Consider the following 23,785-nt stretch of genomic DNA (forward strand, 5'->3'; position numbering starts at 1 on the left):
TCACTCGGATACTCCGAATGTCTTCTCAGCTTTGTCTTTATGATTCCCTAAGGATCATTGCTCACTCGGATACTCCGAATGTCCTCTCAGTTTTGTCTTTATGATTGCCATGGTCCGCTTAGGCATATAGGCCTTGACGGCGTCCATCATCTGTTCTGCCTTATACATGTCAGAGCAATGTGGCAGGTCACGTGTCAGATGGATGGCATCAAATTCACAGCGGGTGGTGCAGAGTCCGCAGCCAATACACTTATTGAAGTCGACTGTGGTTGCGCCGCACTTTAAGCAACGATTGGCCTCGGTTTTCACCTGCTCTTCCGAAAGTGGCAGGCGGAGATCCTCAAACGACTTCGCTGCCGCCTGGATCAGCTCATCACGGCTCAGACCGGACTGGTCTACATTTCCGAACTCGCGAGGCAGACGCATGCCCGGGGTCTGGCGGCTGGCGTTGTCATAGCTTTCGATCCGGATATCGTCGCGGTCGAGCTCGATGAAATTCCGAAGGTTCCGCCCGATGGTCAGGGACTGGCCCGGATGTACGAAACGGTTGATGGAAACCATGCCCTCACGGCCGTCCGCAATCGCATCGATAGCAAAACGAGCACCGTGGTTGATGTCACCGCCGACGAAAATGTCCGGTTCTGCCGTTTGCAATGTCACCGGATCTGCCTCTGCCGTTCCGTTCCGACGGAGCTTGACCTTCGTGCCTTCCAACAGATCACCCCACTCGGCGGACTGGCCGATCGCCATGAGAACGTGGCTGCAGGGGATCTCCTTCTTTTCGGATTCGTCATACTGCGGATTGAAACGGCCGCTCTCGTCCTTGACGCTGGTGCACTTCTTGAATACGATCGAAGTTACGCTTCCGTCCGGACCCTTTCGGATCTCAGCCGGGCCCCAGCCATTCATAAGCTCGATTCCTTCCGCCAGGATCTCCTCCACTTCGTCCTTCGCGGCCGGCATCTCGTCCCGGCCCTCCAGGCAAAGCATGGTGACATGGCCTCTGCTGCAGCGAAGCGCCGTTCTTGCCACATCGGCTGCGACATTTCCGCCGCCGACAACAACAACATCGCCGTCCAGTTGAACCGGATCCGCAGTCTTGTCGGTCGACAGACCACTGCCGGTTGCCAGGTTTACACGTTTTAAGAAATGTACACCAGACTCTACTCCGCTGGCATCTTCGCCAGGAACCCCGGCCAGTCGACCGCCCTGCAGGCCGATTGCAATAAAGAAGGCCTTATATCCCTCTTCGCGGAGTTTCTCAATGGTTACATCCTTACCGACTTCGACACCGCACTTGATCTCGGCGCCCATCTTCTGAACCAGCTCGATTTCCGAAGCCAGAACATCCTTTTCAAGGCGGAAGTTCGGAATTCCGTTTAAGAGCATACCGCCCGGACGGTCTTCCTTTTCAAAAATCGTCACCGGATAGCCTTCCTTCCGTAAGAACCATGCGGCGGTAAGGCCTGCCGGACCGGCGCCGATCACTGCGATCGGATACTTGGTCCACTGATTGCCTTCGCCATTCTCCGAAGGTTCCAGGAAGAGATCCGGATTCTTTCTCTCATACTGAGCCAGGAATTTCTTGATCTCATCGATTGCCACCGGGCGGTCGATGGTGCCGCGGGTGCAGCGGTCCTCGCAGCGCTTGTTGCAGACGGCGCCACAGACTGCAGGAAATGGATTGTCCTGACGGATCAGACGGACAGCTTCCTCATAACGGCCTTCGGCAGCCATGCGGACATAGCCTTGCACGGCAATATGAGCCGGGCAGGCGGATTTACAGGGAGATGTTCCGGAATCATAGCACTGAATTTGGTTGTTATCCCGGTAATTCCGATCCCACTTGTCCTCGCCCCAGACATGGTCATCCGGCAGCTCATGCACGGGATACATGACCTTGGAGCCGTCCTTATGGCAGAGTTTCTGCCCAAGCTTGGCTGCTCCGGCCGGGCAGACCTCTACACACTTACCGCAGGCAACACACTTTTCTGCATCGACATGCGCCCGATAAGCGCTCCGGGACATGTTCGGCGTATTGAATAGCTGGGAGGTCCGCAGTCCGTAGCAGCTTCCCGGGGAGCAATTGCAGATACCAACGATCCGGTTAGGTCCGTCAAGGTTTGTGATCTGATGAACGTGGCCCTTTCTTTCACCTCGTTCAATGATCTCCAGGGCTTCTTCTCTTGTAATATATTCGGCGTCCTTTCCGCTTTCTACCAGAAACTCGGCAATGTCGCCGACGCCGATGCACATTTTCCCTTCGATATCGCCAACGCCCTCGCCACGGATCCTTTGCGCTTTCCGGCAGGCGCAGACCATCTTACAGAACTTGTCATATTTATTAAGCCAATGAGAAAGGTGCTCGACATCCACAGACTGAGAGCTTGCATCAATGGCACTTTCTACCGGGATAACATGCATGCCGATACCGGCACCGCCCTGGGGAACAAGCTTTCCAGCCATAGCAACCGGTTCCTGAGGAGCCAGGTTGAACATGGTGGCGACCTCCGGATGCTCATCGCAAAGAGTCGGATGCTCGACCATATACTCTCCGGAGCCGACAACCCATTTGGGGATCATGTATTGAATATGTTGGTCTGCATTGTCCCGGTTCTGCTCAAGGATACCGATCCAGAGGAGATGGTCGATGACCTTCTGGGTCTCTTCCACAGACATACCGTTCTTCTCTGCCAGCCACTTGGTGGTCCGGCCAACCCGGCGCTCCTCAAAACTCAGCATGAATTTCACTTCATCCTTGGTCAGAAGACGATCCAGAATCCAGAAATCCATGTGGTTTTCCTTCATCCCGCCCGGCAGCTTCCGCGGGATCGAGTCCGTGATCAGCTGAGCCAGCTTTGTAACAAGCTTCTTTTTCTCCGGATCATCGCAATGATAGTCCTCCGTCGGGAAATCACGCTCATTGACATGCAACTTCGGATTTACTTCTTTTACCATAATTACCCCCTGATATCATACTTTCTGTGTGACTGACTTGCAGGAACGCGGCTTGCAAATCTTGTTGATTGCAGGAACTGCGGCTTACAAATCTTGTGGATTGCCGGAACTGCAGCTTGCAAATCTTGTGGCTGCCGGATCTGCGGCTTGCAAATCTTGTGACTTGCCGGAACCGCGGCTTGCAAATCTTGTGACTTGCCGGAACTTCTGATATGCGTGACAATTGACACGCATTTATGATTACAAATATTCTACATATTAGCCTGACTAATTCTATTATACACAGTCATATAGGAAATGGAATTGCAAGAGTAGTTTTGTTTTTTGCATATTCGTTAATAAATTCACGAAGTTTGTTACTGCCTGCGAACTTAGGAAAGAATCAGTGCTATGGCCTTTGGTCCTTTGAAATTGGAATATCTTAAAAGCAATCATGTCTTGAAAATCAAGTGCTATGACGATATCCACACCCTCTTATCTCTGGTTGACTATCCTATTTTTCAAGAAACTCTTGTCTCACGATATTTACCTTCTTGCGGATTAACATCTCTGCCCACAATATTCGATATATGAAATCTTTTCAAAATCATGCGTGTTTCTTGCCCGAAAACAACCCTTTTCTGCCAGCAATATTCGATATATGAAATCTTTTCAAATTCATGCTATAAAAACGCCCAAAAAACATGCATGAAATCAAAAAGTTTCTGTATATCGAATTTCCAGGCCTGTTTCCTGCCTAAATGCCAGCAAAAACACGCATGAAATTAAAAAGATTTCATATATCGAATTTCCAGGCCTGTTTCCTGCCTAAATGCCAACAAAATCACGCATGAAATCCAAAAGTTTCTGTATATCGAATTCCAAGACCTGTTTCAGACCCTCTTGTCCGTCAGCAACCCGATCAGCTTCCCTCAGACCCTCTTGCCCCTCAGCAACCCGACCAGCTTCCTTCAAACTTTCTTATCCATCAGCCGCCCGGCAAGTTCCAGCAAGATCCCCGCAGCAAGCTCATTCTTGACCGGCAGGTCATATTCTGCCGGAAAAAGGCTGCCCGCCCGCTCTCTCGTTTCCTCCGGCAGTTCCAAAAGATTCGTCTTCACATTCAGCCCAATCCCGATCACTACCCATTGCAGTAGACCGGACTCAAACTCATATCCCGACTCCGTAAGAATTCCGCCGACTTTTTTGCTATCCAGATAGAGATCGTTCCTCTGCCAGGTCAGTTTCTTCCCTGTCACACGAAGAACGCCGGCACAGGTAGCTGCAAGCGAGCGAGTCATAATTTCCTTTGGATCAGAAATTGCCAGGTAGACTGCTTGCTTTCCGGAATCTTCTTCTAAATCTTCTGCCGCAAGATTTCCTGCATTCTCTTCCTGCGCATCCCCTGCCGCCAGAGTTCCTGCATTCTCTTCCTGCACATCCCCTGCCGCCAGAGTCCCCTCCTTTGCCTGAACACTCATTCCTTCCGTATATGGCCTAAGTAGAAGTGAGAAATATAGACCACCCGCAGGGCTTGCAAACGCATTCGTCATTCTGCCTCTGCCGGCAGTCTGCCGATCCGCCAAGATGACCGTCCCGCTTTCTGCGCCGGCAATAGCCAGACGCTTCCCTTCCTGATTTGTGGAATCTAATTCTTGAAAGACATGAAGATGAAAAGCAGGAAGACTAGCTAAAGCTGAAAATTGGTACAAAGACGCCGCATTCCTTACCGGGGCAGACAAGTTCCACAGGCAAGTTTTGATTTGCTCTCCCTCAAGAAGATCCGGTTCCGCCTGCAGACAATAACCCTTTCTTGTCTCGGCATCGATCAAATATCCCTCTGCCCGAAGAGACCGAACCGCCTTCCAGATCGCATTTCTGGACAAGCCCAGGCGGTCCCCGATTTCTTCACCCGAGAGGAAGGATTTCTTATTTTTCTGAAGAATTGCTTTTACAGCTCCCTTCGAAGTCGACATACATTTGCCCCCCTCGTCGCAACTCAACGTAGCCCGGCATTCATACTTCCGGTCTGGTAACCTACCAGATCCATCGTCACATTAATAACTCCCAATCTATGAAAACATCACTCAACGCAGCCCGGCATTCATACTTCCTGTCTGGTAACCCGCCAGATCCATCGTCACATAGGTAAAGCCCAAGCTATGCAAATGCAGGTTCACCTTCCGCCGGATTTCCGGGCTCGCCAGCCGCGGAATCGCATCGATCGGCACCTCGATCCGCGCAATAAAATCCGAATCCCCATGAATCCGGACGCGCAGCTGGTCGAAGCCCAGATCCAGAAGAAATTGCTCCGCCAGATCCACCATACGAAGCTTCTGGTCAGAAATCGTCTCTCCATAGACAAAACGCGACGACAGGCAAGCAAAGCTCTGCTTCCGGTAAGTTTTCAAGCCCAGCATCTTCGACAGTTCCCGGATCTCCGCCTTGTTCAGACCGGCCCGCCGCAAAGGGCTTAAGACCCCAAGCTCCTCGACCGCCTTCAGGCCCGGCCTGAAATCGCCATTGTCATCCATATTGGATCCTTCCAAAATGTAGACCTTCTCCCCATCGGCCTCTTTTTGGGCCAGCTTACCGATTTCCGTAAAAAGTTCCTTCTTGCAGAGATAGCAGCGATTGGTCGGATTCTGGCGAAAACCCGGAAGATCCAATTCTTCCGAATCGGTATAAAAATGACGGATGCCCTCTTCCCGGCAGAAATCATCGGACTCTCTGAGTTCTCGTTCCGGAAAAGACTTCGATTTAGCGGTTACAGCGATTGCCCGATCACCAAGCTGGTCGTGGGCTACCTTTAATAAAAGAGTCGAGTCCACGCCGCCGGAGAAGGCGACTGCCACCCGGCCAAGGGAGCGGATGTCATCCTGTAAGTCCTGATATTTCTCGGCCAGAGGCTTGTCTGTCTGCCCTTCTTTTGTCACCTTTGCCGGGTCGATCCGGTATTCCTCCAGAACATTTCTCTTTATCATCCAAGATCCTCTTTTGATGTCTGTGTCTATTGTCATGACTGTCACTTGCTGCGATGAACTCTCCGACCAATACTTCGTATTTGAAGTCGGAGCTTCCTGCTTCAACCACTACTGCGTTCCTGACAAGTTACCTTGTCGGCTCGTCTTATACAAGGTCCACAAGCGTAAATTCCCGTATTCCCTACGGTATTTTCTATATGTAAAGAAGAGGCTATCATCCTCACGGTTAAACCTACAGGTTTTCTCGCCCACATGGGTTATAAAAAGTAACCCCTCGCCTTACCGTCTTACGCTTCCGCCTTCCAAGCTTCCACAGCAGTTTTCAGCCGCTTCATGCCTTCTACAACGATACTCCGCGGGCAGGCCAGATTGATTCGGAGGTAAAATTCGCCTCCCTTGCCGTATTGCTCGCCATTCGACAGGAAGAGGCCGGTCTTTTTCCGGATATAAGAAGCCAGGGGTGTTTTGCTTCCATAATTATGGTCCGTTTCGTCATTAGATCCATCCGAAGCCTTCGAAGAATTCCCAACAAAATTCGTCGCTCCAAACAGTTTCTTTCCGAACCCCACGGTCTTAAGTTTTCTGCCGTCGATCCAGAGGAGATAGGTCGCCGGGCCGCTGGCAACCGAGAGCTCCGGGATCTCCTTCTCGATAAAATCCCTGACGTAAGCCTTATTCCCGGCAACATAGGCCCGCAGCTGATCCAGCCAGTCTCCGCACTCGTTAAAGGCCGAAACCGCCACATCGACTGCGAAGGCATTCGGTTCGCCGCACTCGTCGGTATTGAGGCCACGGTCTACCTTATGCCGGAGAAAAGGATCCGGCACCGAGATTGCCGACGTCTGAAGACCCGCGATATTAAAGCACTTGGTCGGGGCCAGGCAGGTGATACTGATGTCCCTGCAGACGGGCGAAGCCGCTGCGAAGGGAATATAGGCCGTTCCCGGATCTGTCAGATCACAATGGATCTCGTCCGAAACGACGATGACATGGTTTTCCTTTGCCAAATCGCCGATTCGCGCCAGCTCTTCCCGGGTCCAGATGCGTCCGACCGGATTCTGCGGATTACAGAGGAACATCATGGTTGTCTGCGGATCCGAAAGACGGCGCGCAAGATCCTCCCAGTCGATGTCATAAGTCCCGTCCTCGCGGCGGATCAATTCTGACTCGTTGACCACACGGCCGCTATTCAGGACAGAATTGTAGAAAATATTGTAAACCGGCGTCAGGAAAACGACCTTTTCCCCCGGTGTCGTCAGCTTTCGGACAACACTGGACATGGTCGGCACGACCCCGGTCGAAAATATCAACCAATCCTTTTCCATGGTAAATCCATGCCGGTCTCTCCACCAATCGATATAGGCCCGGTACCAGCGATCCGGCAGGAAGCTATAGCCGAAAATGCCTTGCTCAATCTTCCTTTTCATGGCCTCGCGAATCGGCGGTGCCGCCTCGAAATCCATGTCGGCGACCCACATGGGCAGTTCTCCGGGCTTGGTAATATCCCATTTAATGCAGTCCGTGCCACGCCGGTCTACGATTTTGTCGAAGTCATAGTTCATATATATTTTTCACTTTCTGTCTTTGTATCGAATTGTTCCATTCATATCATATTGCCGAATTTCCCGGCAAAGCTTGATTGGCCAAGCCCTGTCACAGCTTTTTCTCCAGCTCCTTTACGACATCCCTCAGAACGCCGTCTTCAAAAGGATTCTCAAGACCAACCTCCTTCAAAAGATCGGTGAAAAATTGCGATGCAGACAGGCGGCAAAGCTTGAGATAGCTCTCCCAGGCGCCCTTGAAATCCCGGTCCATCCAGTTCTTGTACTGGAGGGCATCGGTGCCGGCAATACAGTAATCAATATAATAAAGCGGGCAGTCATAGATATGATGCTGCTTCTGCCAGAAGCCGCCCTCCTCGAAATAGGCATTTCCTCTATAATCCAGATGGGGCTTGTACTGGCGCTCCAGATCCCGCCAAACGGCCCGGCGTTCCTTGGGCGACAGGCCTGTATCCTGGTAACAGATTTCCTGGAATTCATCGACCATGGTTCCGTAAGGAATGAAGATCACAGCATCTTCAAAATGCATTTCCCGATAGTCATTGGCCCGGTCTCCGAAGAAGAGTTCCATCCATGGCTCGGTGAAAAACTCCATGGACATGGAATGCGTCTCAGCGGTTTCCATGGTGATATCCCGGTGCTCGCGGATGGGGTCCTCGTAGGCGAGATAGCCCTGGAAGGCATGGCCGCACTCATGGGTAATGACGTCCACATCCCCGCTCGTTCCATTGAAATTGGCGAAAATGAAGGGCGATTTGTAATCAGGAATGTCGGTCATGTAGCCGCCCGTCTTCTTGGTCTTCCGGCCTTCAACATCGAAAAGCTCGTTGTCGCACATGAAGTTCATGAAGTCTCTGGTTTCCGGTGACAGCTCGCTGTACATTTTCCGGCCCTTTTCGAGAATCTCCATGGGACTTCCGATGGGCGCCGGGTTCCCATTTGTGAAATATACACCCTCATCGATATAAGTAAGATGTGAAAGTCCCAGCCGCTTTCTCCGCTTTTCATGCTGCTTCTCTGCGAAGGGAACCATGTCCCTCTTGACCTGCTTTCGGAATTCCTGCATATCCGACCGGCTGTAGCAGTTCCGATTCATCCGGGCATCGCCGAGAGGCAGATAGTTCTCATGTCCCATGGCCTGGCCCTGGGCCGTCCGGTTCTTGACTAATTTGTCATAGATATCATCAAACTCCTCGACATGAGAAGCCAGGAAATCCGAATACTTGTCCCAGGCTTCCTTCCGGACATTGCGGTCTGCTGAATGAAGATAAGGCGTCATCAGAGAAAGATTCAGAGTCTCGCCCTTCCAGTCGATCTTTGCGGTTGCCAGAAGCTTGTTGTAGACAGCCTCGAGCTTTTTCTCCTCTGCCATTAAGCCTAAGATTTTGTCATCCACAGTCTTCTGGGCAATTTCGATATTCTTAAAAGCCACCGGCCCGATCTTCTCTTCGAGATAGGGTCTGAATTTGGACGTCAAAAGCTTCTTCTGATAATCGACGATCAGTTTCTCGAAGATGGGCTCGTGCTCGTCGGAGAATTCCTGCTCCTTCTCATAATAGGGATCGGTCATATCGCCGTCGTTTCGGATCATACAGATTTCCCGCATGGTGCGGACCCTGTCTGTGATCTCGTAAAAACGCTCGTGGACCCGGAAGGCCTCCTCGCCGGACTTTGCATTGTTCAGGTCCTCGCCAAGCTTCTGAAAATCCTTCTTCAACTGGTCAAAATCCACCCGTTCGTAGGGCATATCACTGAATTTCATATCGTTTTCTCCAAATATCTATTCCTTTGGCATCGCCAGGAATCTGCTACTTCAGCATGTTCATAGATCTATGCCTTCAACATTTTCATGCATCTATTACCTCAGCAGTTTCATAGATCTATTCCTTCAGCATTTCCATAGATCTATTCCTTCAATTACTTCAGCATCTCCGGCATAACCATGGCAGCCGTCATTTCTTCGTAGGTTTGTGGCTTGACCATCCACTCGGCCCTGCCATTCTTCACAAGAAGGACGCCCGGTGTCGGATTGGAGTTATAGTTCATTGCCATGGAATAGCCATAGGCACCGGTTGAAAACATAGCCAGGATGTCGCCTGCCTCAGCTTTCGGTAAGGAATAATCCTTTAAGAGGATGTCGCCTGACTCGCAGTACTTGCCGCAAACCGTGACCTTCTCCGTTCGCTCGGCATCGGCCTTGTTGGCAAGAACGGCATCATAGTTCGCCTGATAAAGGGCAACCCGGATATTGTCGCCCATGCCGCCATCGATGGAAACATATTTCCGAAGGCCGGGGATATCCTTGATCTGGCCTACCTTATAGAGGGTAATGCCAGCCTCGGCAACGATCGAACGTCCCGGCTCAATGACCGCTGCAGGAAGCGGAATGCCGAGCTCTTCGCTTCTCTTCTTCAGCTCGTCCATCAGAGGGTCAAGGAAGAAGGAATAAGGCTTCCGCTCTTCATTTGTATAGGTGACGCCGAAGCCGCCGCCGAAATTCACTTCGCTGATGACGGCACCGAAACGGTCCTTGATCTTTCCGGCCCAGTCCATAAGTACGTCGAGGGCCTTGATGTAAGCGTCATTCTCAAAAAGCTGGGAGCCGATGTGCATGTGCAGACCCTTGAGCTCCAGCCAGTCAGAATCCAGGATGGACTGGATGACCGGGAAGAAGACATCCTCTTCCAGAGGGATGCCGAACTTGGAATCTTTCTTTCCGGTGACGATATAGTCGTGGGTCGATGCGGCAACGCCCGGGGTGATCCGGACCATGATCTGCATCTTCTTATTGTATTTCCGGCAGGCTTCTTCGATCAGAGGCACTTCCTGAAAGCCGTCGAGGATGATCCGGCCGACGCCGTAACGCACGGCTTCATCAATCTCCGCCGGTTGCTTGTTGTTTCCGTTGAACTCGATCCGCTCAGCCGGGAAGCCCGCCTTTTCCGCGGTGTAAAGCTCGCCGCCGGAGACGACGTCGATGGATGCGCCCTGCTTTTCAACCAGCTTCAGCATGCCGGTCGCACAAAAAGCCTTGGAAGCATAGGCCACGCGGTTTCCCGGGTACTTGTCCACAAAATCCCGCTTCAATTCCTGAAACCGTGCCTCGATATCGCTGGCAGATAAAATGTAGACCGGTGTACCGAACTTCTCCGCCAGCTCCACGGTATCGCAGCCATCCCAGAACAAATGTCCGTTTCTGATTTCCTTTGCAATTGCAGCCATGAGTTACCTTCTTTCTTTTTCCCGGTAGTTGTTACCTGATTTGATATATAAAATTTGTTTGGATATATGAAATTTGTTAAGTAATACGTGTCCCTTGTCGCGTGTTCATTATCCAAAAAGAGCTTTTTTAGAACCTTACAATTCTTCTGTAGAACCTTTTGGAGGCGAAATATTCGATATATGAAATCTTTTTCATCTCATGCGTGGTTTGGCGTTAAAAAAGTTCTTCTATAGATCCTTTTTGAGGTGAATATTCGATATATGAAATCTTTTTCATTTCATGCGTGTTTTGGCGCCAAAATAAGCTATTCTGTAAGGGAAAAATTCGATATAGAAAAAGTTTTGAAATTGATGCGTGTTTTTTAGTGGAAATATACGCATCATTTTAAAAAGATTTCATATATCGAATTTTCAGTCCCAAAACTGCCTTATTTTACCGAAAAAAGCGCATCGTTTTAAAAAGATTTCATATATCGAATTTTCAATCCCAAAGCTGCTTTATTTTACCGAAAAAAGCGCATCATTTGAAAAAGATTTCATATATCGATTATTCTCTCAGAATTCATTCTTCATTTCCACAAAAAGTGTATTCCCCGGCATGCCTCCTTGATCGACCTCCTGCATACAAGACCTTATCCGATCTTCTTAACACTAAGCCTAATACATCGTTACATGCCATGCAAGTCGTGAAAAGTAAAGAAGTTGGCTATCATCCTCACGGTTAAAACCGTGGGTTTTCTCACCCACATGGGTTATAATAAGAGTAGTTCTTAAATATAGACCAAAGTGCAGAATAGATCTTTTGTTCTAATCCTTATGTTATGAGCTTTGTGTTCTGATCCTTGTGTTACGATCCTTGTGTTATGATTCTTGTGTTCTGAGCTTTGTGTTCTGCATCACAATAGTTCATCTGTCAGGAGGCCAACATGACTCCCACTTCATTGATTGAAAAAATAATATCTAACCCGGTTCTTATGACCGTCGCCATAGCCTGGCTGCTTGCCCAGGGTTCCAAGATGGTCATAGAAATTGTCAAGGGAGATTTTAAAATCCAACGTCTGACCGGAGCCGGCGGTATGCCTAGTTCTCACACAGCTACCGTAACAAGCCTGGCCGTATCCTGTGGCATTGTCGAAGGTTTCAACTCGACCGAGTTTGCGATCGCCCTGATCCTTGCCATTGTTGTGATTGCAGACGCTTTGTCTGTTCGGGCGGAGGCGGGAAAACATGCCAAAATCTTAAACCGCCTTCGTGAGAGGGAGTTGGATGAGATGAAAGCGCTCCCCCATCAGATCCCTGATGATAAGTCAGCGAAAAAAGAGGAGACGAAAGTGCTCTCCCATCAGATCCCTGATGATAAGTCAGCGAAAAAACATGTGTTGTCAAATCAGGATTCTGAAAATGACCCGGTATACGAGGAAAATTTCACTTCACATTCCACCCCTCTCTTCGACAAACCTCTGAAAGAAGAACTGGGGCACACCCTACCTCAAGTCATCGTCGGTGGTCTGATTGGTATTGCAACTGCATGCCTTGTTACGCCCTTGCTCTAAGGATTCGTCAACATTGTCAGCAACCTGATTGATATTTTCGACTGCAGCTATCGTCGCCTGCTTTCGTTGCCTGCTATCGTCGCCTGCTATCGTCGCGTCTCTGTTCTAATCGCTGATGATCACCTTCGTCTGCTCTTCCCTGCAATTGTCCGGCTCGATGATCTTCTCGTCCAGACCTTTCACACGGATGACACCGGAACCCGGGTTCAGGATGGAATCCACCTTGGTCGTCACTTCACAATCCATATCATAAGCGTATTCAAAAGCATAGCTTGTGTTTACCAGTTTGCAGTTCACAAGTTTCAAGCCTTCGATATAATCCAGGCCCTGGGTGGACTCGATCGTGCAATTGATCAGGGTTATATTTCTCGAATTCCAAGCCAGATACTCGCCGGAAATGTAGGAATCGTAGACGGTGATGTTTTCGCAATTCCAGAAGCAGTCCTTGGTCAGCAACTTGGAATGATGGATCTCGATATCGCGGCCGCCGTCGAAGGCGTAGTTTCCGTAGAGCTCGAGGCCGTCTGCATAGATGTGGCTCGAATTCATGCCAAAATAGTCGCCGCGCGCCACGACATGTTCGAGGCGGACACCGTCGCAATTCCAGAAGGTCTCCGCTGCGTTTGACAGCGAGGTATTTCGAAGGGTCACGTCGAAACATCGACGGAAGTTCTTTGGTGCTCCAATCATGGAGTCCTCAACCAGCAGATGCTTGGTGTACCAGACGCCGGAGCGGCCCATTTCCTGCCAGACGCAGTCCTTGACCTTCACATCTTCGGAATACCAGAGGGGGTATTTCCATTGAAACTCACAATTGTAGAGTTCAATCTGCCTGCTCTCCTTCAAAGGGCTCTCGCCGTCGTGGAAAACAGTATCGTAAATTTTCAGGTTCTCGCCCCGGTAGAGGGCCCGCTCGCCGGAGAGGGACTCCTGGCGAATCTCTTCATTCATCCGTTTCACGGGATTGAAACGGATGGGGGATTTTGTACCATTTGCCTGATTAGCGCTGTCAACATTCAGATTAGCATCCATACTGGCCTTTGAATCACTATTACAATCTGCTTTTCGATTTTCATTTATTGTTTGAGACTGACTCATTCCTGCCTCCATAACTTAACCTAGTAACCTACTATGATTTACTTCCTTAAGTTTGCGCTTTCAGAGACGATTCGTCAATTTATCTGGAGAAATTTAAGAAATATTTTATAAAATATAATTGGCGATACCCCAGTAGACATTCCTTCCTTTTTTGAGTATGCTAATCTAAGTATACGATTGTGGATATTCTAATCTAAATATCCGATTTTGAGTATTCTAATCTAAGTATCCTTTGTTGAGAATCCTGATTTAAAGTATCCGAAAGAGGGATCAGAATTTAGAAAAAAAGGATCCGAATTTAGAAAGTGAGTTCATTATGCAGTCTGGCTTTATAGATATTCATTGTCACATTCTTCCCGGCTTGGATGACGGTTCCAAGTCCATGGACATGACAAGAGAACTTCTTCGTCTGGAAATCGAGGAAGGGGTCCGGCAAATCGTATTTACGCCGCATTTGAGAGACCCGTGGATGCATCAGATTTCATCGGAAGATACAGAGAACGCTTTTCATGCGGTTAGGGAAATGGCAGGACGGGAGTTTCCTGATCTGTCCCTCTACCTCGGTTCGGAATTTATGTACTCAGGCCATGTCCTGGAAAATCATAAAGACCGCATCCGGCCGATGAATCAAACCAGCTTTGTCCTGGTGGAATTCCTCCCGTCCGATGACTGGACACGAATCCGGGGCGGGGTGCAGGAGCTTTTGCAGGCCGGATTCGATCCGATCTTGGCACATTTTGAACGATATGCATGCCTCGTTGAAAAGCCCGACCGGGTATATGAACTTACGGAGATGGGGGTCTACATTCAATCCAACACCGGTGCAACTCTGCACCCGGAAAGCCGGAAAATCAAGAAATTCTTAAAGACCATGTATAAGGACCGGCAGATCCATCTCATGGCAACCGACTGCCATGATCCAAAGCAACGGGCGCCGCATGTCATGGACGCCTATCGGCTGGTCGCCAAGAAATTTGGCGAAGATTATGCAAATGACATTTTCTGCAACAATGCTCTGACTCTCCTTCAAGGCGAGTACCTGTGACAGCTGGAAAAACCCCCTTTTCTTCAAGACGAGTACCTGTGACAGCAGGAGAAGCCCCCTTTTCTTCAAGGCGAGTACCTGTGACAGCAAAAAAGCCTCACGGCTTCTCCGGACCAAAACTGCTATCGAAGCGGCAATGGTCCGAAAAGCCGTGAAGCCTTCAGTTTTTAGGTGAATAGGTGCTGTTATGCGTTTTCTGATAGTCCAGGATCATGGATGCATTCTGCAATTCCATCCCTGATAATGTCACATTGGCAGCCGGCGTGGTCCCCTGATACCAGGACTTCGTCTGAAAATACTGATTCAGTTCCGACGACTGAAATATAGCCCCATGCCTTGCATAGATCTCATTTCTGGCATAGGTCAGCTGCTGAGGTGTAAACTTTTCCAGATCCGCATCTGTCAAAGCGGTCGTTGCAGCGTTCGGAAGGAGGAAACCATTCGGATCTGCCATTGCCTGGTCCAGGGTCTGGTCCCCTGCCTGAGTTGCGGGCAGCTGGCTCGGCTCCGGCTCCGGTTTTTTCCCTTCTTTCTGATCTTTCTCCTTTTTTTCTGAGCCAGAGTCCGACTTCGCAGATTTCCCCTTTTCGGCTTTTCCAGCCTTCTCTACCAGCTCCTCTTCTGTCTTCTGAGAAGGAGCAGAGTTCGAATTCTTCTGGAAGAACTTGATATAGCAGAAGCCAAGAATCAGAACCGCCGCCAAGACGATAACAAGAATCACAAACAGTTTCTTCCAGAGATTGGAGGAATCTTTCTGCTTAAAATCAACCACCGGCTGTTCTGTCTGAACTGTCTCTTCCGTCTTTGTCTCGAGAATCAGGGGAGCAGTTACCTGCTCCTCTGACTGGACTTCACTCGCCTGGACAGCTTCGGTTTCCTCTGTATGAACCAGCTCAGGTGCGATCGGTTTTTCCTCTGACCCAGGTTGTTCCGGCTTAGCTGCCTTGTTGCCGGCTTGGTCTATATTTATGGTGACTACTTGCGCTCCACAATGCCAGCAGAACTTTGCGCCGTCCGACAGCTTTGTACCACATTTTCTACAATACATAATTTACTCTCCAAAGCTTTTCAGTCCATCCGACACTTCATGATTCCAATCGTCCACGTTCTCAGAGATAATTTCCCGATACATGGCAGCGCCATCCGTATAGCCGTTGATATAGGTGCCCCAGCCATCTGCCGTGTCAATATGGCTTTCTCCGTAGAGATCTCCACTCGGCACATCACCTCCATCCGTCACACCCTTGAAGCAAACCGGGATATAAACCGGTGTCGGGTTGAAGGATCCATCCGAAGAATTGACCGTTGCCGAACAAACGACAAAGAGAAGGTTATGAGAATCCCAATCGTCATCCGGATCTTTATTGATCAGAAGGTACATACCTGCATACTTAACATCGGAAACCGAGGCATCAGAATATCTTGCATAAAATGCTGTGATCTCATCCTGGGCCTGCTTCTGCAGATCTGCCAGCCGATCATCCTTAAGATCCGACAGCTTCTCAAGATAGCTCTCCAGTCCGGTCACCTTAACAGTATACTTCTTCTGCTTGGGCAGATAGCCATAATTCCGAATAAAGTCACTCTCCATGCCCTTTTTCAAGGTCAGAGTCACCTCATCGCCATTCGAAAGCTGATTCTCGCTGCTAACATCAAAGTAGGAAGCCTCTTCTGGCATACTATCCCAATCGAGAGAACCTTCCCCATTCATTCCCTGAAAGGATAAATCAAATTTCAGATCCTTTTTCGTCACTTTCTTCAGGCCACTGACTTTATAGTCGAAGTCTTTAAATTTAAGGCGAACGCGACAGTACTTTCCGATCTCTTTGGAATCCAGTTCCTTTGAGAATTTACAGCGAACACTCTGTCCATTGGAAAGATTTTCTGTCTTACTCAGTTTGACAGGGGTATCGCTATCGAGATATTCCTCTACCAGAGCCAAGGCAAGTTTTTCTTCCTTATTACCCTTGATTTTCGAGCTGCTGCCAAACAGATCCGCAAGATCCATCAGGCCTTGGTATTTCTTGATCTCCCTCTTACCGTCGGAAGTAAGCTTGATCTTTCCGGCAAAATCTTTCTCCAGTTTGTCTGTATCCAGTTCTACGCTTGCAGTTCCATATCCGTCGTAGCCCTTGGTCTTGACCTTGACGTATTTATTCAGATCGATCGTCCTCGGTAAAAAAAGAAAGAGAAGAAGACAGACGAAGGCAAGTGCGGCCACACAACCTCCGATAATATAAGGTTTCTTATTCTTCGGTAATTTCACTCCAGTTCCAGAAGGCTGGCTCTGGCCCTGGTTTCCGAACGGCAGTGGCTGGTCCTTGGCCTGGTTGGACTGAGATTGGTCCGGTTGGCCATTTGCCTGGTTGGCCTGTGCCGGGTTCGGCTGGCTCTGAGCCGGGTCGGCTTGGTTCTGGGGCTCGCCCAGTTTGGCACCACAATTCTGGCAGAAAACCGCATCTTCCGGGTTCTCTGCACCACATTTCTTGCAAATCAACATAATAATCCTCCCTTTAAATTATATAACTCCTATGCCCAATCTATGATATGTGTGACAAAAGTAGCTTTTGACACTGTGATCATTTGCAGTAAATACTATGAAACACATGCACAGATGCTTCGAAGAAATCCCCCGCCTATGAACTATTAGAAGAAATCCCCGCTCAACAGAGATTTCAGATCTTCAATGTCCGAAGCTGGCAGATAGAAGGATGCTCCCGTCTTTACCATGAGAAATACCTTGACAGCCAAAGTCAAGAAGATCGCTGCAAATAGCAGAAAATAAATCAAACCATTTTTCCCCTGGTCTGCAATCGGCAGATCTACTGCGATCAAGATCAGGCCCCAGATGCTTCCTGCAAAGAAGACAAAGCATCCTGCAATCGGATTGATCAGTAAGACAATAAATGAGAACAGGATCACCGGCACAAGGGTCATGCTCCGAAGAGAGACCAGGGCAATCGCCTGTTTGAAATCCAGAGGATTCTTCACGATCATCATGACCAGGAAAATACATCCGGCAAGAATCAGTTGAAACAGGATACTATATGCCAACGTGCCAAAGAAAATTTTTCCATAGACCGGTTTCAAGGCATCGGATTCGCCGAAGAAACCTGCCAGCTTTGCCAGTGTTTGTCCCTCGAAAAGCATTCCAAAAAGAGCGGAAAGAATTGCCTGAATCACAATAAATCCACACGCCAATTTTACGTCTTTATATTCCACAAACTTCTTTCCAATATCTGCAGGATTCTGCATAAATATCTTCCATGTATTAAATAAGTTTTTGAAATAGACGCTTACCTGATTCGGCTGAGCCGGGGTTGCCTGCTGGTTCTGGTATGCCTGCTGATTTTGATTGACCTGCTGACTCTGATATGCCTGCTGATTCTGATTTGCCTGCTGATCTTGATTGGCCTGTTCCTGCGCCTGGTTTGTCGCATGACCCTGGTTCAGCTCTTCCTGCGCCGGGATTGCTTCATTAGACCGGCCCTCTGCCTCCTGTTTCGAAGTTTCCCCATCGGACTGACTGACAGGTGTTCCGCAGTTCGGACAAAAAGTCATATTCGGTTGGAGCTCTGCTCCACATTTTTTACAAAACATTCTTTCCTCCCTCTACATACAAACAAAAATCAAATCCTTCCAATTACTAGTGACACGATGAAATCTGTACAAACCCTCCCTTGAATTTATAAGTTTCTACGGCGCAAAATCGATAGATAAATATATTATACCCGTTTTTTTGAATCACACAAATAAAACCAAACCCCAAAATGGAATAATAATCCTCACTCCTCTACTCCAGCGACTTCAACGCCCGCTTAGCATCCTAAATTCTTTTTCCACTATTTCATTATAGAAGATTTTAATCCTGTCGATAAGCCTATAGAAGGAATCCAAAAAGAAAGGCGGTCCCTATGTCGAATCTCGATCCGTTCAGTCGGCTTAGTTCTATAGGCAATCTTCGAACTTATACCAAGAATCTCACCATGACCAAGCAATGGAAACAACGGAAGGCATCCGGCCAGATGGTGGTCCGCTACAATGAAGACAACTACATCACCGAAGCCGGGAAAAACATGGCACGGAAGAAACAGGCCGACTATCAACTGCTTACCGAAATGCAGGAAGAACAGAAGAATACCGACACCCGGCTGCAGGAGATCCACGATAAGCTTGCCTATGGCGCTTCGCTCAACGACGATGAGCTCGAATATCTAAAGGATAAGGATCCACAGCTTTATACCAAGTTGAAGGCCGAGCAGGCCCAAAACGAAGCCTTTGCGAAGAGACTTTCCCAGGCGAAAACGAAGGACGAAGCCAAGCAGCTCATGATTGAGCGAGAAAATTCTGCACTGATGAAGGTAAAAAGTGTCGAGAACAATCCTCATATCTCCATTGCCGACAAGCTGACCATCTACCAGGAAGCAAACCGTTCTGTGAACCAGGGGCAGGAGATCTTCCGCCGTTTCGTCGCATCCGGAGCCTATGACCGTCTCCCGACCGAAGAAGAAAAACTCGAAGTGGAAGCAGAGAAGAAGAAGGCCGAGGAAGCAGAGCTCTTAAGGGACAAGAAAGAAAGGAATACTACAGATCCGACTGAAAGCCAAGATGCCGAGGAGAAAAAGGTCTCTGATCTGACCGAAAAACAAGATACCGAGGAGAAAAAGGTCTCTGATTCTTCCAAAAGTCAGGCAAAAAGGGAAGGCAATCTCCCAAGTCAGCCCCTCTCAAAAAATCAAAGTAATGAAGCAGCCGACAACAAATCCGTCGATGCTGTTGAAGATACAGAAAAAGCGCGCAAGGTGAAACGTGTAGAACATGGCATCGGAAGTACTGCTTTTTTGCATTCCGATTCCTCTTCCCACATTTCTGCAGGGATCAAGTTAATGACAAGTCCTTCAGACAGGGATCTCAAAGGCATCGAAAGTTCCATTGATCTGCATGCATGATCGATGTTTGAACTGCTTATTCTTAATTCCATACTAATTGAGATAAATGCATGCTATTGTGTCTAATTTCCCTTGATCGGCAGTTCAATAGCATATCTATGAATATCATCCAGGAGATAAGGATTCCGTATCTCGTCATAGAGAAACAAATCAATTCTCTTAAGCGTAGGGATCCGGTCGATTTCATCCCTCAGCCGTTCGATATCCTCCCCGCCCTTGATCACAATATCGATATCACTGGTCGGACGTGCCGTGCTGACAGCATACGACCCGAAGAGATAAACATGCTCCACATGATGAGCAAGGCAAATCCGAACCACCTGATTCAAAATCTCATTCAGACTCAGATCATATGCATGAATTTTCTCTTGCAGCTCTGAATTTGTCATTGACGGTCACTCTCTTCCTTCGCGTTTTATAAGTCGTCATCCTCTTCCATCTTCTTCATATACTCAGAAGCCGTTGCAGAAAACTGCTCCAGCAACGGTAAATAAATGTCGATAATTCTTCTGACTGAATTCCTCGCCAGACTACCATCATAGTCGTGCGTCAACTCATTCCGATCCAGAAGCATTTTCATCCAGACATCCCCGGAAATCATTCCAAGCTGCCCAGCCATACGCAATGTTTCTCTAGGAGATCCACTAGCAAAACTGACAACTTTATGATAGCCGACAATAACATCCTTCATGACCTTCCAGGCGATATCAAAAGTCAGGCAAAACTTCTGTACCGTTCCACTGATCACAAAATCATCCGTCAAATCTCTCTGCCTGGCTTTCTGCAGCGAAGCCAAACTGCTCCGAAAGCTCCGGTAACGATTCAAATACTTCTTTTGAAACATGATGGCCTCCCTCTTAGAAATATAGCCCACTCAAAAGTTCTTCTGAAATTCATCCTTCGGCCGGATAAATACGAAGAAGACCTCCCCGTGATTCTCACTATCAATCAGCCTTCCGATATCCACAACCGGAAGGATGCCTCCATCCTTCTTAATGATACGGTATTCCACATAATCTTCCCGGTAGCTGCCTTCGGATGCCGATCCGTCTGCTCTCTGATCACCGTTCCAAAGCTTGACCTTTTGATCCCCCGGAAAGCTTCCTTCCGTCATCGAACCATCCTTTTCCTCGATCTGTCTTTGGATCGACTCCTCCACCCGGTCCAGATCCTCCGGATGCACAAACCCCCGGAAACTATGCTTCGACCAATCCAGAAACTCCTCAAAATCCTTGCAGCCTGTCATCCGGATCAGATCCTGATTGGCAAAAAGGATCTCCTCATCTCCTGCCGCACTGTAGATCATAAAAGCTCCCGGCATACCATTCACGACATCCTTGAGAGAGAACCCAAGCTGCGTCCGCTTCACATCCACCATAGCCGGTAAGAAATGCATACAGCGATGCTTGCCTGCGATCTTCGCAGCGTAAAGCGCTTCATCTGCATAGTTAAGAAGGGTATTTATTTCCCCCCGCCTGGGCAGGATAATCCGCGTAGCCGGCCGAGATCGTAAACCGGTAGTGCTTGTTCTCATATTCAAAAGACTGATCCCTCTCCACCGCAGCCCGGATCAGCTCCTCACACTCCCTCGGACTCTTGCCGAAAATCACAGCGCAGAACTCATCCCCGCCGCTTCGCGCGACGATCGATGACTCCGGAAAAGACGCCCTAAGATTCACCGCCAGATTCTTCAGTGCCGCATCCCCGATAATATGCCCATAGAGATCATTGATCTGCTTGAAATCATCGAGATCAATAAAAGCAAGCGTCATCCGGCCATCCGGATTGTTTGCCGTAAACTTCGCCAGCGCCTCCATGAGTCCACGCCGGCTGAGAAGCCCCGTCAACTCATCTGTGATTGCCTTTCGAACCAGCTCCTTATGCTGTTGTCTCGTGCGGAGCAGGAGATAAATGACGACCGTAGCGAAAATTTGGTAGATCACACCCAACAGCAGGACCATAGGCATTCTTACGGACTTCCAGACATCTTTCTTCTCCACATTGAGGGTCCAGGTACAGCCGCCCGCTTCAAAGCTTGCCTGGGCAGGATGCGACAGACGAACCTCCTGTCCCTTCCTGGAAGAGGCTACTGTGACGCGCTTCGATGAAAGCGGAGATTCCGTCGCAGTCAGGCTATAATCATAACCAATTTCCTCCAGGGCATCGAGTGTCCTCTCGAAAATATCCGGCACCTTAATAATTGCAATGGCAAATCCCCAGAAGGTGCTCTCTCCATCCTCTCCGGATGTATAAATCGGATTTCGAATGGCAATTCCAAATCCTCCCTGTTTTAAAGCAAAAGGACCCTGCATGACAGTTTCCCGGTTTCGGATACCGTATCGTGCCACATCTCTTCGCTTGTCATCCGCCAGAAGGTCAATCATTCCAGCTTCATTACCCTGAAGGGGATAGATATACTGTACCTTGGCATCCGGTGCCAGCTGGATGCTGGAAATGTAGTCCTCCATCTCATGTGCTGCAATCCGGTCAAAATTATTCACCCGACCATCCGCAGCAACAACAGTATCGTCCAAGGCATCTGTAATATTCTTGCCAGTTTCAAAATCGATCCGAAGTCCCTCCGCATAGATCCTGGCATTCAGCCTGGCCCGTTCTTTCAGCTGACTGATGTCCGCCTGATAGGCAGTCCGCGCCTGCCAGGCCACGATACATCCCATAGCCAGGAAAACCAATAGAACCAGGATTTTTTGTTTGAAATCGAGTCTTTCCTTATGCATAACAGATAACCCATCTCATCTCTTATCTCATACTTTGATACGATTATACTGGTAATGCGTCCAAATGAAAAGGCAATTAACAGTGCCTGTCACCAACGTGGTCAACCTAAGCCGGAAGCCCAGTAACCATGCGGGTTTCCGGCCTTTTCTCATGTCTAAAATTCCCGCAAAAATACAATAAAACAGTTGACAGGCATCTCCAAATGTGCAGCCGCTTTCACTACTGATGTTTAAAGAGGTAGTGAAAGCGGCCCATTGATTAAAGAAGTGTGTTCCGTCGCAGGGACGGGACGAATCTTTTATCATTTGGAGGTGCTGTATGAATTCTCTATCGATCTGCAGGGAAATCCTGCAAAAAATTTCCGAGCTAATCCATTCCGAAAGTTTCCTCGAATCTCATCGAGTGAAAAATCGATTCATTCGGAAGGGGCTTCTCACAATGACTCATATCATTGTCTATCTTCTTTATACTTCTAAGCAGTCTATGAGCATCAACCTGAGCAATATCCAACTCGAGCTCCCTGAGCTGAAGTTTCCCAAGGTGACGAAACAAGCTGTCTCAAAGGCTAGGCAGGGCATCCTTCCCTCTCTTTTCAAAGAACTATTCGATATCTCTGTAGACACCTACTACAATTCGATCGATCATCGCAAGAAATGGAGAGGACTCTACCATATCTTTGCTGTCGATGGATCCCGGATCAACTTACCAGTTTCAAAGTCAAACTTTAAGAACTATGGAGAGATGTTCTCCCTTATGAATCCAAACCGCAAATGGTCCATGGCTCTCGGATCGACCATTTATGACGTCTGCAATGACGTTATTGTTCATGGTTTACTTAAGCGTTATCTAGGCTCTGAACGAGCTGCAGCCATGCAGCACTGTTCCGAACTTGAGGCTCTCGGTCTCTTCCAGGATGCCGTGATCATCTTTGACCGAGGTTACTATTCAGAAGACATGTTCCGCTATTTCTCATCTAAAGGCTATCTCTGCGTGATGCGGATCCGGGAACGTCTCAAGATCTCCAAAAAATGTACCGGCGACTGTATCCTTACGCTGCCCGGAAACAAGAAAAAGGGAACTGAGGATATCCCAATCCGCGTGATCTCAGTTCCCCTCGATGGCGGTGAGACGGAATATCTTGCAACTACGATCTTTGATGAAAGCCTGACATCTGATGATTTCAAGGAACTCTATTTTAAGCGCTGGCCAATCGAGTCAAAGTACGAAGAGCTGAAAAATCAGTTCCTATTGGAAGAATTTTCAGGCGCTACCAGCACATCAATTGAGCAGGAGTTTTATATTAATCTGCTGCTCTCAAATCTGTCTGCCTTGGTCAAATGTGCAGCAGATCAGAAAATTGAATCTCATAAAAAGGAAAAGAACAGATACCGCTACCAGGCAAACAGGGCCTATATCATAGGACGTAGAAAAATGTTTATTGCCAGGTTCCTTGCAAGTACCTGCAGCCTTTCCCTATTGGACAATATATTTGAAGGTGCGTGTGCTAACCGATCGCAGATTCAACCCGGCAGACGCGATCCCCGAAAAAAGAAAGCAGACGCCCGCGACCGGAAGCACTTTAATAATCGCAAATTCGTTTTATAAATACCGCGCACCTTCACAACTGATACTATCAAATAGTTCAAGCTGTCTCAACTCTTGACAGCTTATTCGTCATGTCTAAAAAATAGCATTT

18 protein-coding genes are annotated in these 23,785 nt (G+C 48.5%); 4 read left to right on the top strand and 14 right to left on the bottom strand.

Annotated elements, in window-relative coordinates; all coding sequences use genetic code 11:
- Positions 1-54: 54 nt before the first annotated feature.
- The 6 genes from ACKX2L_RS09040 to lysA all read right to left on the bottom strand — a co-directional run bounded on the left by ACKX2L_RS09040 (position 55) and on the right by lysA (position 10,705).
- Entirely contained in the window at positions 55-2,958 is a 2,904-nt protein-coding gene (locus ACKX2L_RS09040; protein WP_497553113.1) for an FAD-dependent oxidoreductase, read from the bottom strand.
- A gap of 950 nt (positions 2,959-3,908) precedes the next feature.
- The gene (locus tag ACKX2L_RS09045; protein WP_497553114.1) at positions 3,909-4,913 is read right to left on the bottom strand and encodes an HTH domain-containing protein; all 1,005 of its coding nucleotides are present in this window, start codon (positions 4,911-4,913) and stop codon (positions 3,909-3,911) included.
- Positions 4,914-5,024: 111 nt separating this feature from the next.
- Positions 5,025-5,921 carry an ATP-dependent sacrificial sulfur transferase LarE gene (gene larE, locus ACKX2L_RS09050; protein ID WP_497553115.1) on the bottom strand — a complete coding sequence of 299 codons (897 nt, stop codon included), beginning with the start codon at positions 5,919-5,921 and terminating at the stop codon, positions 5,025-5,027.
- Positions 5,922-6,208: 287 nt separating this feature from the next.
- Positions 6,209-7,483, bottom strand: a complete 1,275-nt coding sequence (locus ACKX2L_RS09055) for a MalY/PatB family protein (protein WP_497553116.1) — start codon at positions 7,481-7,483, stop codon at positions 6,209-6,211.
- 91 nt (positions 7,484-7,574) lie between these two features.
- Entirely contained in the window at positions 7,575-9,245 is a 1,671-nt protein-coding gene (locus ACKX2L_RS09060; protein WP_497553117.1) for a M3 family oligoendopeptidase, read from the bottom strand.
- Positions 9,246-9,400: 155 nt separating this feature from the next.
- Complete coding sequence (lysA, locus tag ACKX2L_RS09065) at positions 9,401-10,705, bottom strand: diaminopimelate decarboxylase (protein WP_497553118.1); 1,305 nt, start codon at positions 10,703-10,705, stop codon at positions 9,401-9,403.
- A gap of 926 nt (positions 10,706-11,631) precedes the next feature.
- On the opposite strand from lysA, the gene ACKX2L_RS09070 reads away from it, so the two are divergent.
- The gene (locus tag ACKX2L_RS09070; protein WP_497551607.1) at positions 11,632-12,258 is read left to right on the top strand and encodes a divergent PAP2 family protein; all 627 of its coding nucleotides are present in this window, start codon (positions 11,632-11,634) and stop codon (positions 12,256-12,258) included.
- Positions 12,259-12,363: 105 nt separating this feature from the next.
- Here the strand turns inward: ACKX2L_RS09070 and ACKX2L_RS09075 are convergent, their stop codons facing one another.
- Positions 12,364-13,209, bottom strand: coding sequence for a DUF3737 family protein (locus ACKX2L_RS09075; protein ID WP_497553133.1), 846 nt, complete (start codon positions 13,207-13,209; stop codon positions 12,364-12,366).
- A 463-nt stretch (positions 13,210-13,672) separates the two neighbouring features.
- Between ACKX2L_RS09075 and ACKX2L_RS09080 the strand changes: the two genes are divergently transcribed.
- On the top strand, positions 13,673-14,401 hold the full coding sequence (locus tag ACKX2L_RS09080) for a CpsB/CapC family capsule biosynthesis tyrosine phosphatase (RefSeq protein WP_497551608.1): 729 nt from the start codon (positions 13,673-13,675) through the stop codon (positions 14,399-14,401).
- A gap of 160 nt (positions 14,402-14,561) precedes the next feature.
- On the opposite strand, the gene ACKX2L_RS09085 is transcribed toward ACKX2L_RS09080, so the two are convergent.
- From ACKX2L_RS09085 to ACKX2L_RS09095, 3 genes are all read right to left on the bottom strand, one after another.
- Entirely contained in the window at positions 14,562-15,449 is an 888-nt protein-coding gene (locus ACKX2L_RS09085) for a YARHG domain-containing protein (protein WP_497551609.1), read from the bottom strand.
- Between the two features lie 3 nt (positions 15,450-15,452).
- Complete coding sequence (locus ACKX2L_RS09090) at positions 15,453-16,901, bottom strand: zinc ribbon domain-containing protein (RefSeq protein ID WP_497551610.1); 1,449 nt, start codon at positions 16,899-16,901, stop codon at positions 15,453-15,455.
- Positions 16,902-17,047: 146 nt separating this feature from the next.
- The gene (locus ACKX2L_RS09095) at positions 17,048-18,001 is read right to left on the bottom strand and encodes a zinc-ribbon domain-containing protein (RefSeq protein ID WP_497551611.1); all 954 of its coding nucleotides are present in this window, start codon (positions 17,999-18,001) and stop codon (positions 17,048-17,050) included.
- Positions 18,002-18,315: 314 nt separating this feature from the next.
- Between ACKX2L_RS09095 and ACKX2L_RS09100 the strand changes: the two genes are divergently transcribed.
- On the top strand, positions 18,316-19,350 hold the full coding sequence (locus tag ACKX2L_RS09100; protein WP_497551612.1) for a hypothetical protein: 1,035 nt from the start codon (positions 18,316-18,318) through the stop codon (positions 19,348-19,350).
- Between the two features lie 62 nt (positions 19,351-19,412).
- Here ACKX2L_RS09100 and ACKX2L_RS09105 read toward each other — a convergent pair whose 3' ends face one another.
- From ACKX2L_RS09105 to ACKX2L_RS09120, 4 genes are read right to left on the bottom strand one after another with little or no spacing between them, the layout of a single operon-like run.
- Complete coding sequence (locus ACKX2L_RS09105) at positions 19,413-19,739, bottom strand: nucleotidyltransferase family protein (protein WP_497551613.1); 327 nt, start codon at positions 19,737-19,739, stop codon at positions 19,413-19,415.
- A gap of 26 nt (positions 19,740-19,765) precedes the next feature.
- On the bottom strand, positions 19,766-20,194 hold the full coding sequence (locus ACKX2L_RS09110) for an HI0074 family nucleotidyltransferase substrate-binding subunit (protein ID WP_497551614.1): 429 nt from the start codon (positions 20,192-20,194) through the stop codon (positions 19,766-19,768).
- 30 nt (positions 20,195-20,224) lie between these two features.
- Positions 20,225-20,746 (bottom strand): PAS domain-containing protein, encoded by a 522-nt coding sequence (locus ACKX2L_RS09115; protein WP_497553119.1) that lies wholly within the window; start codon positions 20,744-20,746, stop codon positions 20,225-20,227.
- A gap of 52 nt (positions 20,747-20,798) precedes the next feature.
- Positions 20,799-22,088 carry a sensor domain-containing diguanylate cyclase gene (locus ACKX2L_RS09120; RefSeq protein ID WP_497553120.1) on the bottom strand — a complete coding sequence of 430 codons (1,290 nt, stop codon included), beginning with the start codon at positions 22,086-22,088 and terminating at the stop codon, positions 20,799-20,801.
- A 319-nt stretch (positions 22,089-22,407) separates the two neighbouring features.
- On the opposite strand from ACKX2L_RS09120, the gene ACKX2L_RS09125 reads away from it, so the two are divergent.
- Positions 22,408-23,694: an IS4 family transposase gene (locus tag ACKX2L_RS09125; RefSeq protein ID WP_497553121.1), complete on the top strand. Its 1,287-nt coding sequence runs from the start codon at positions 22,408-22,410 to the stop codon at positions 23,692-23,694.
- Positions 23,695-23,785 lie beyond the last annotated feature (91 nt).

The sequence above is a fragment of the Porcibacter vitabionis genome (assembly GCF_046263795.1).
GTDB lineage: Bacteria > Bacillota > Clostridia > Lachnospirales > Lachnospiraceae > Lachnocurva.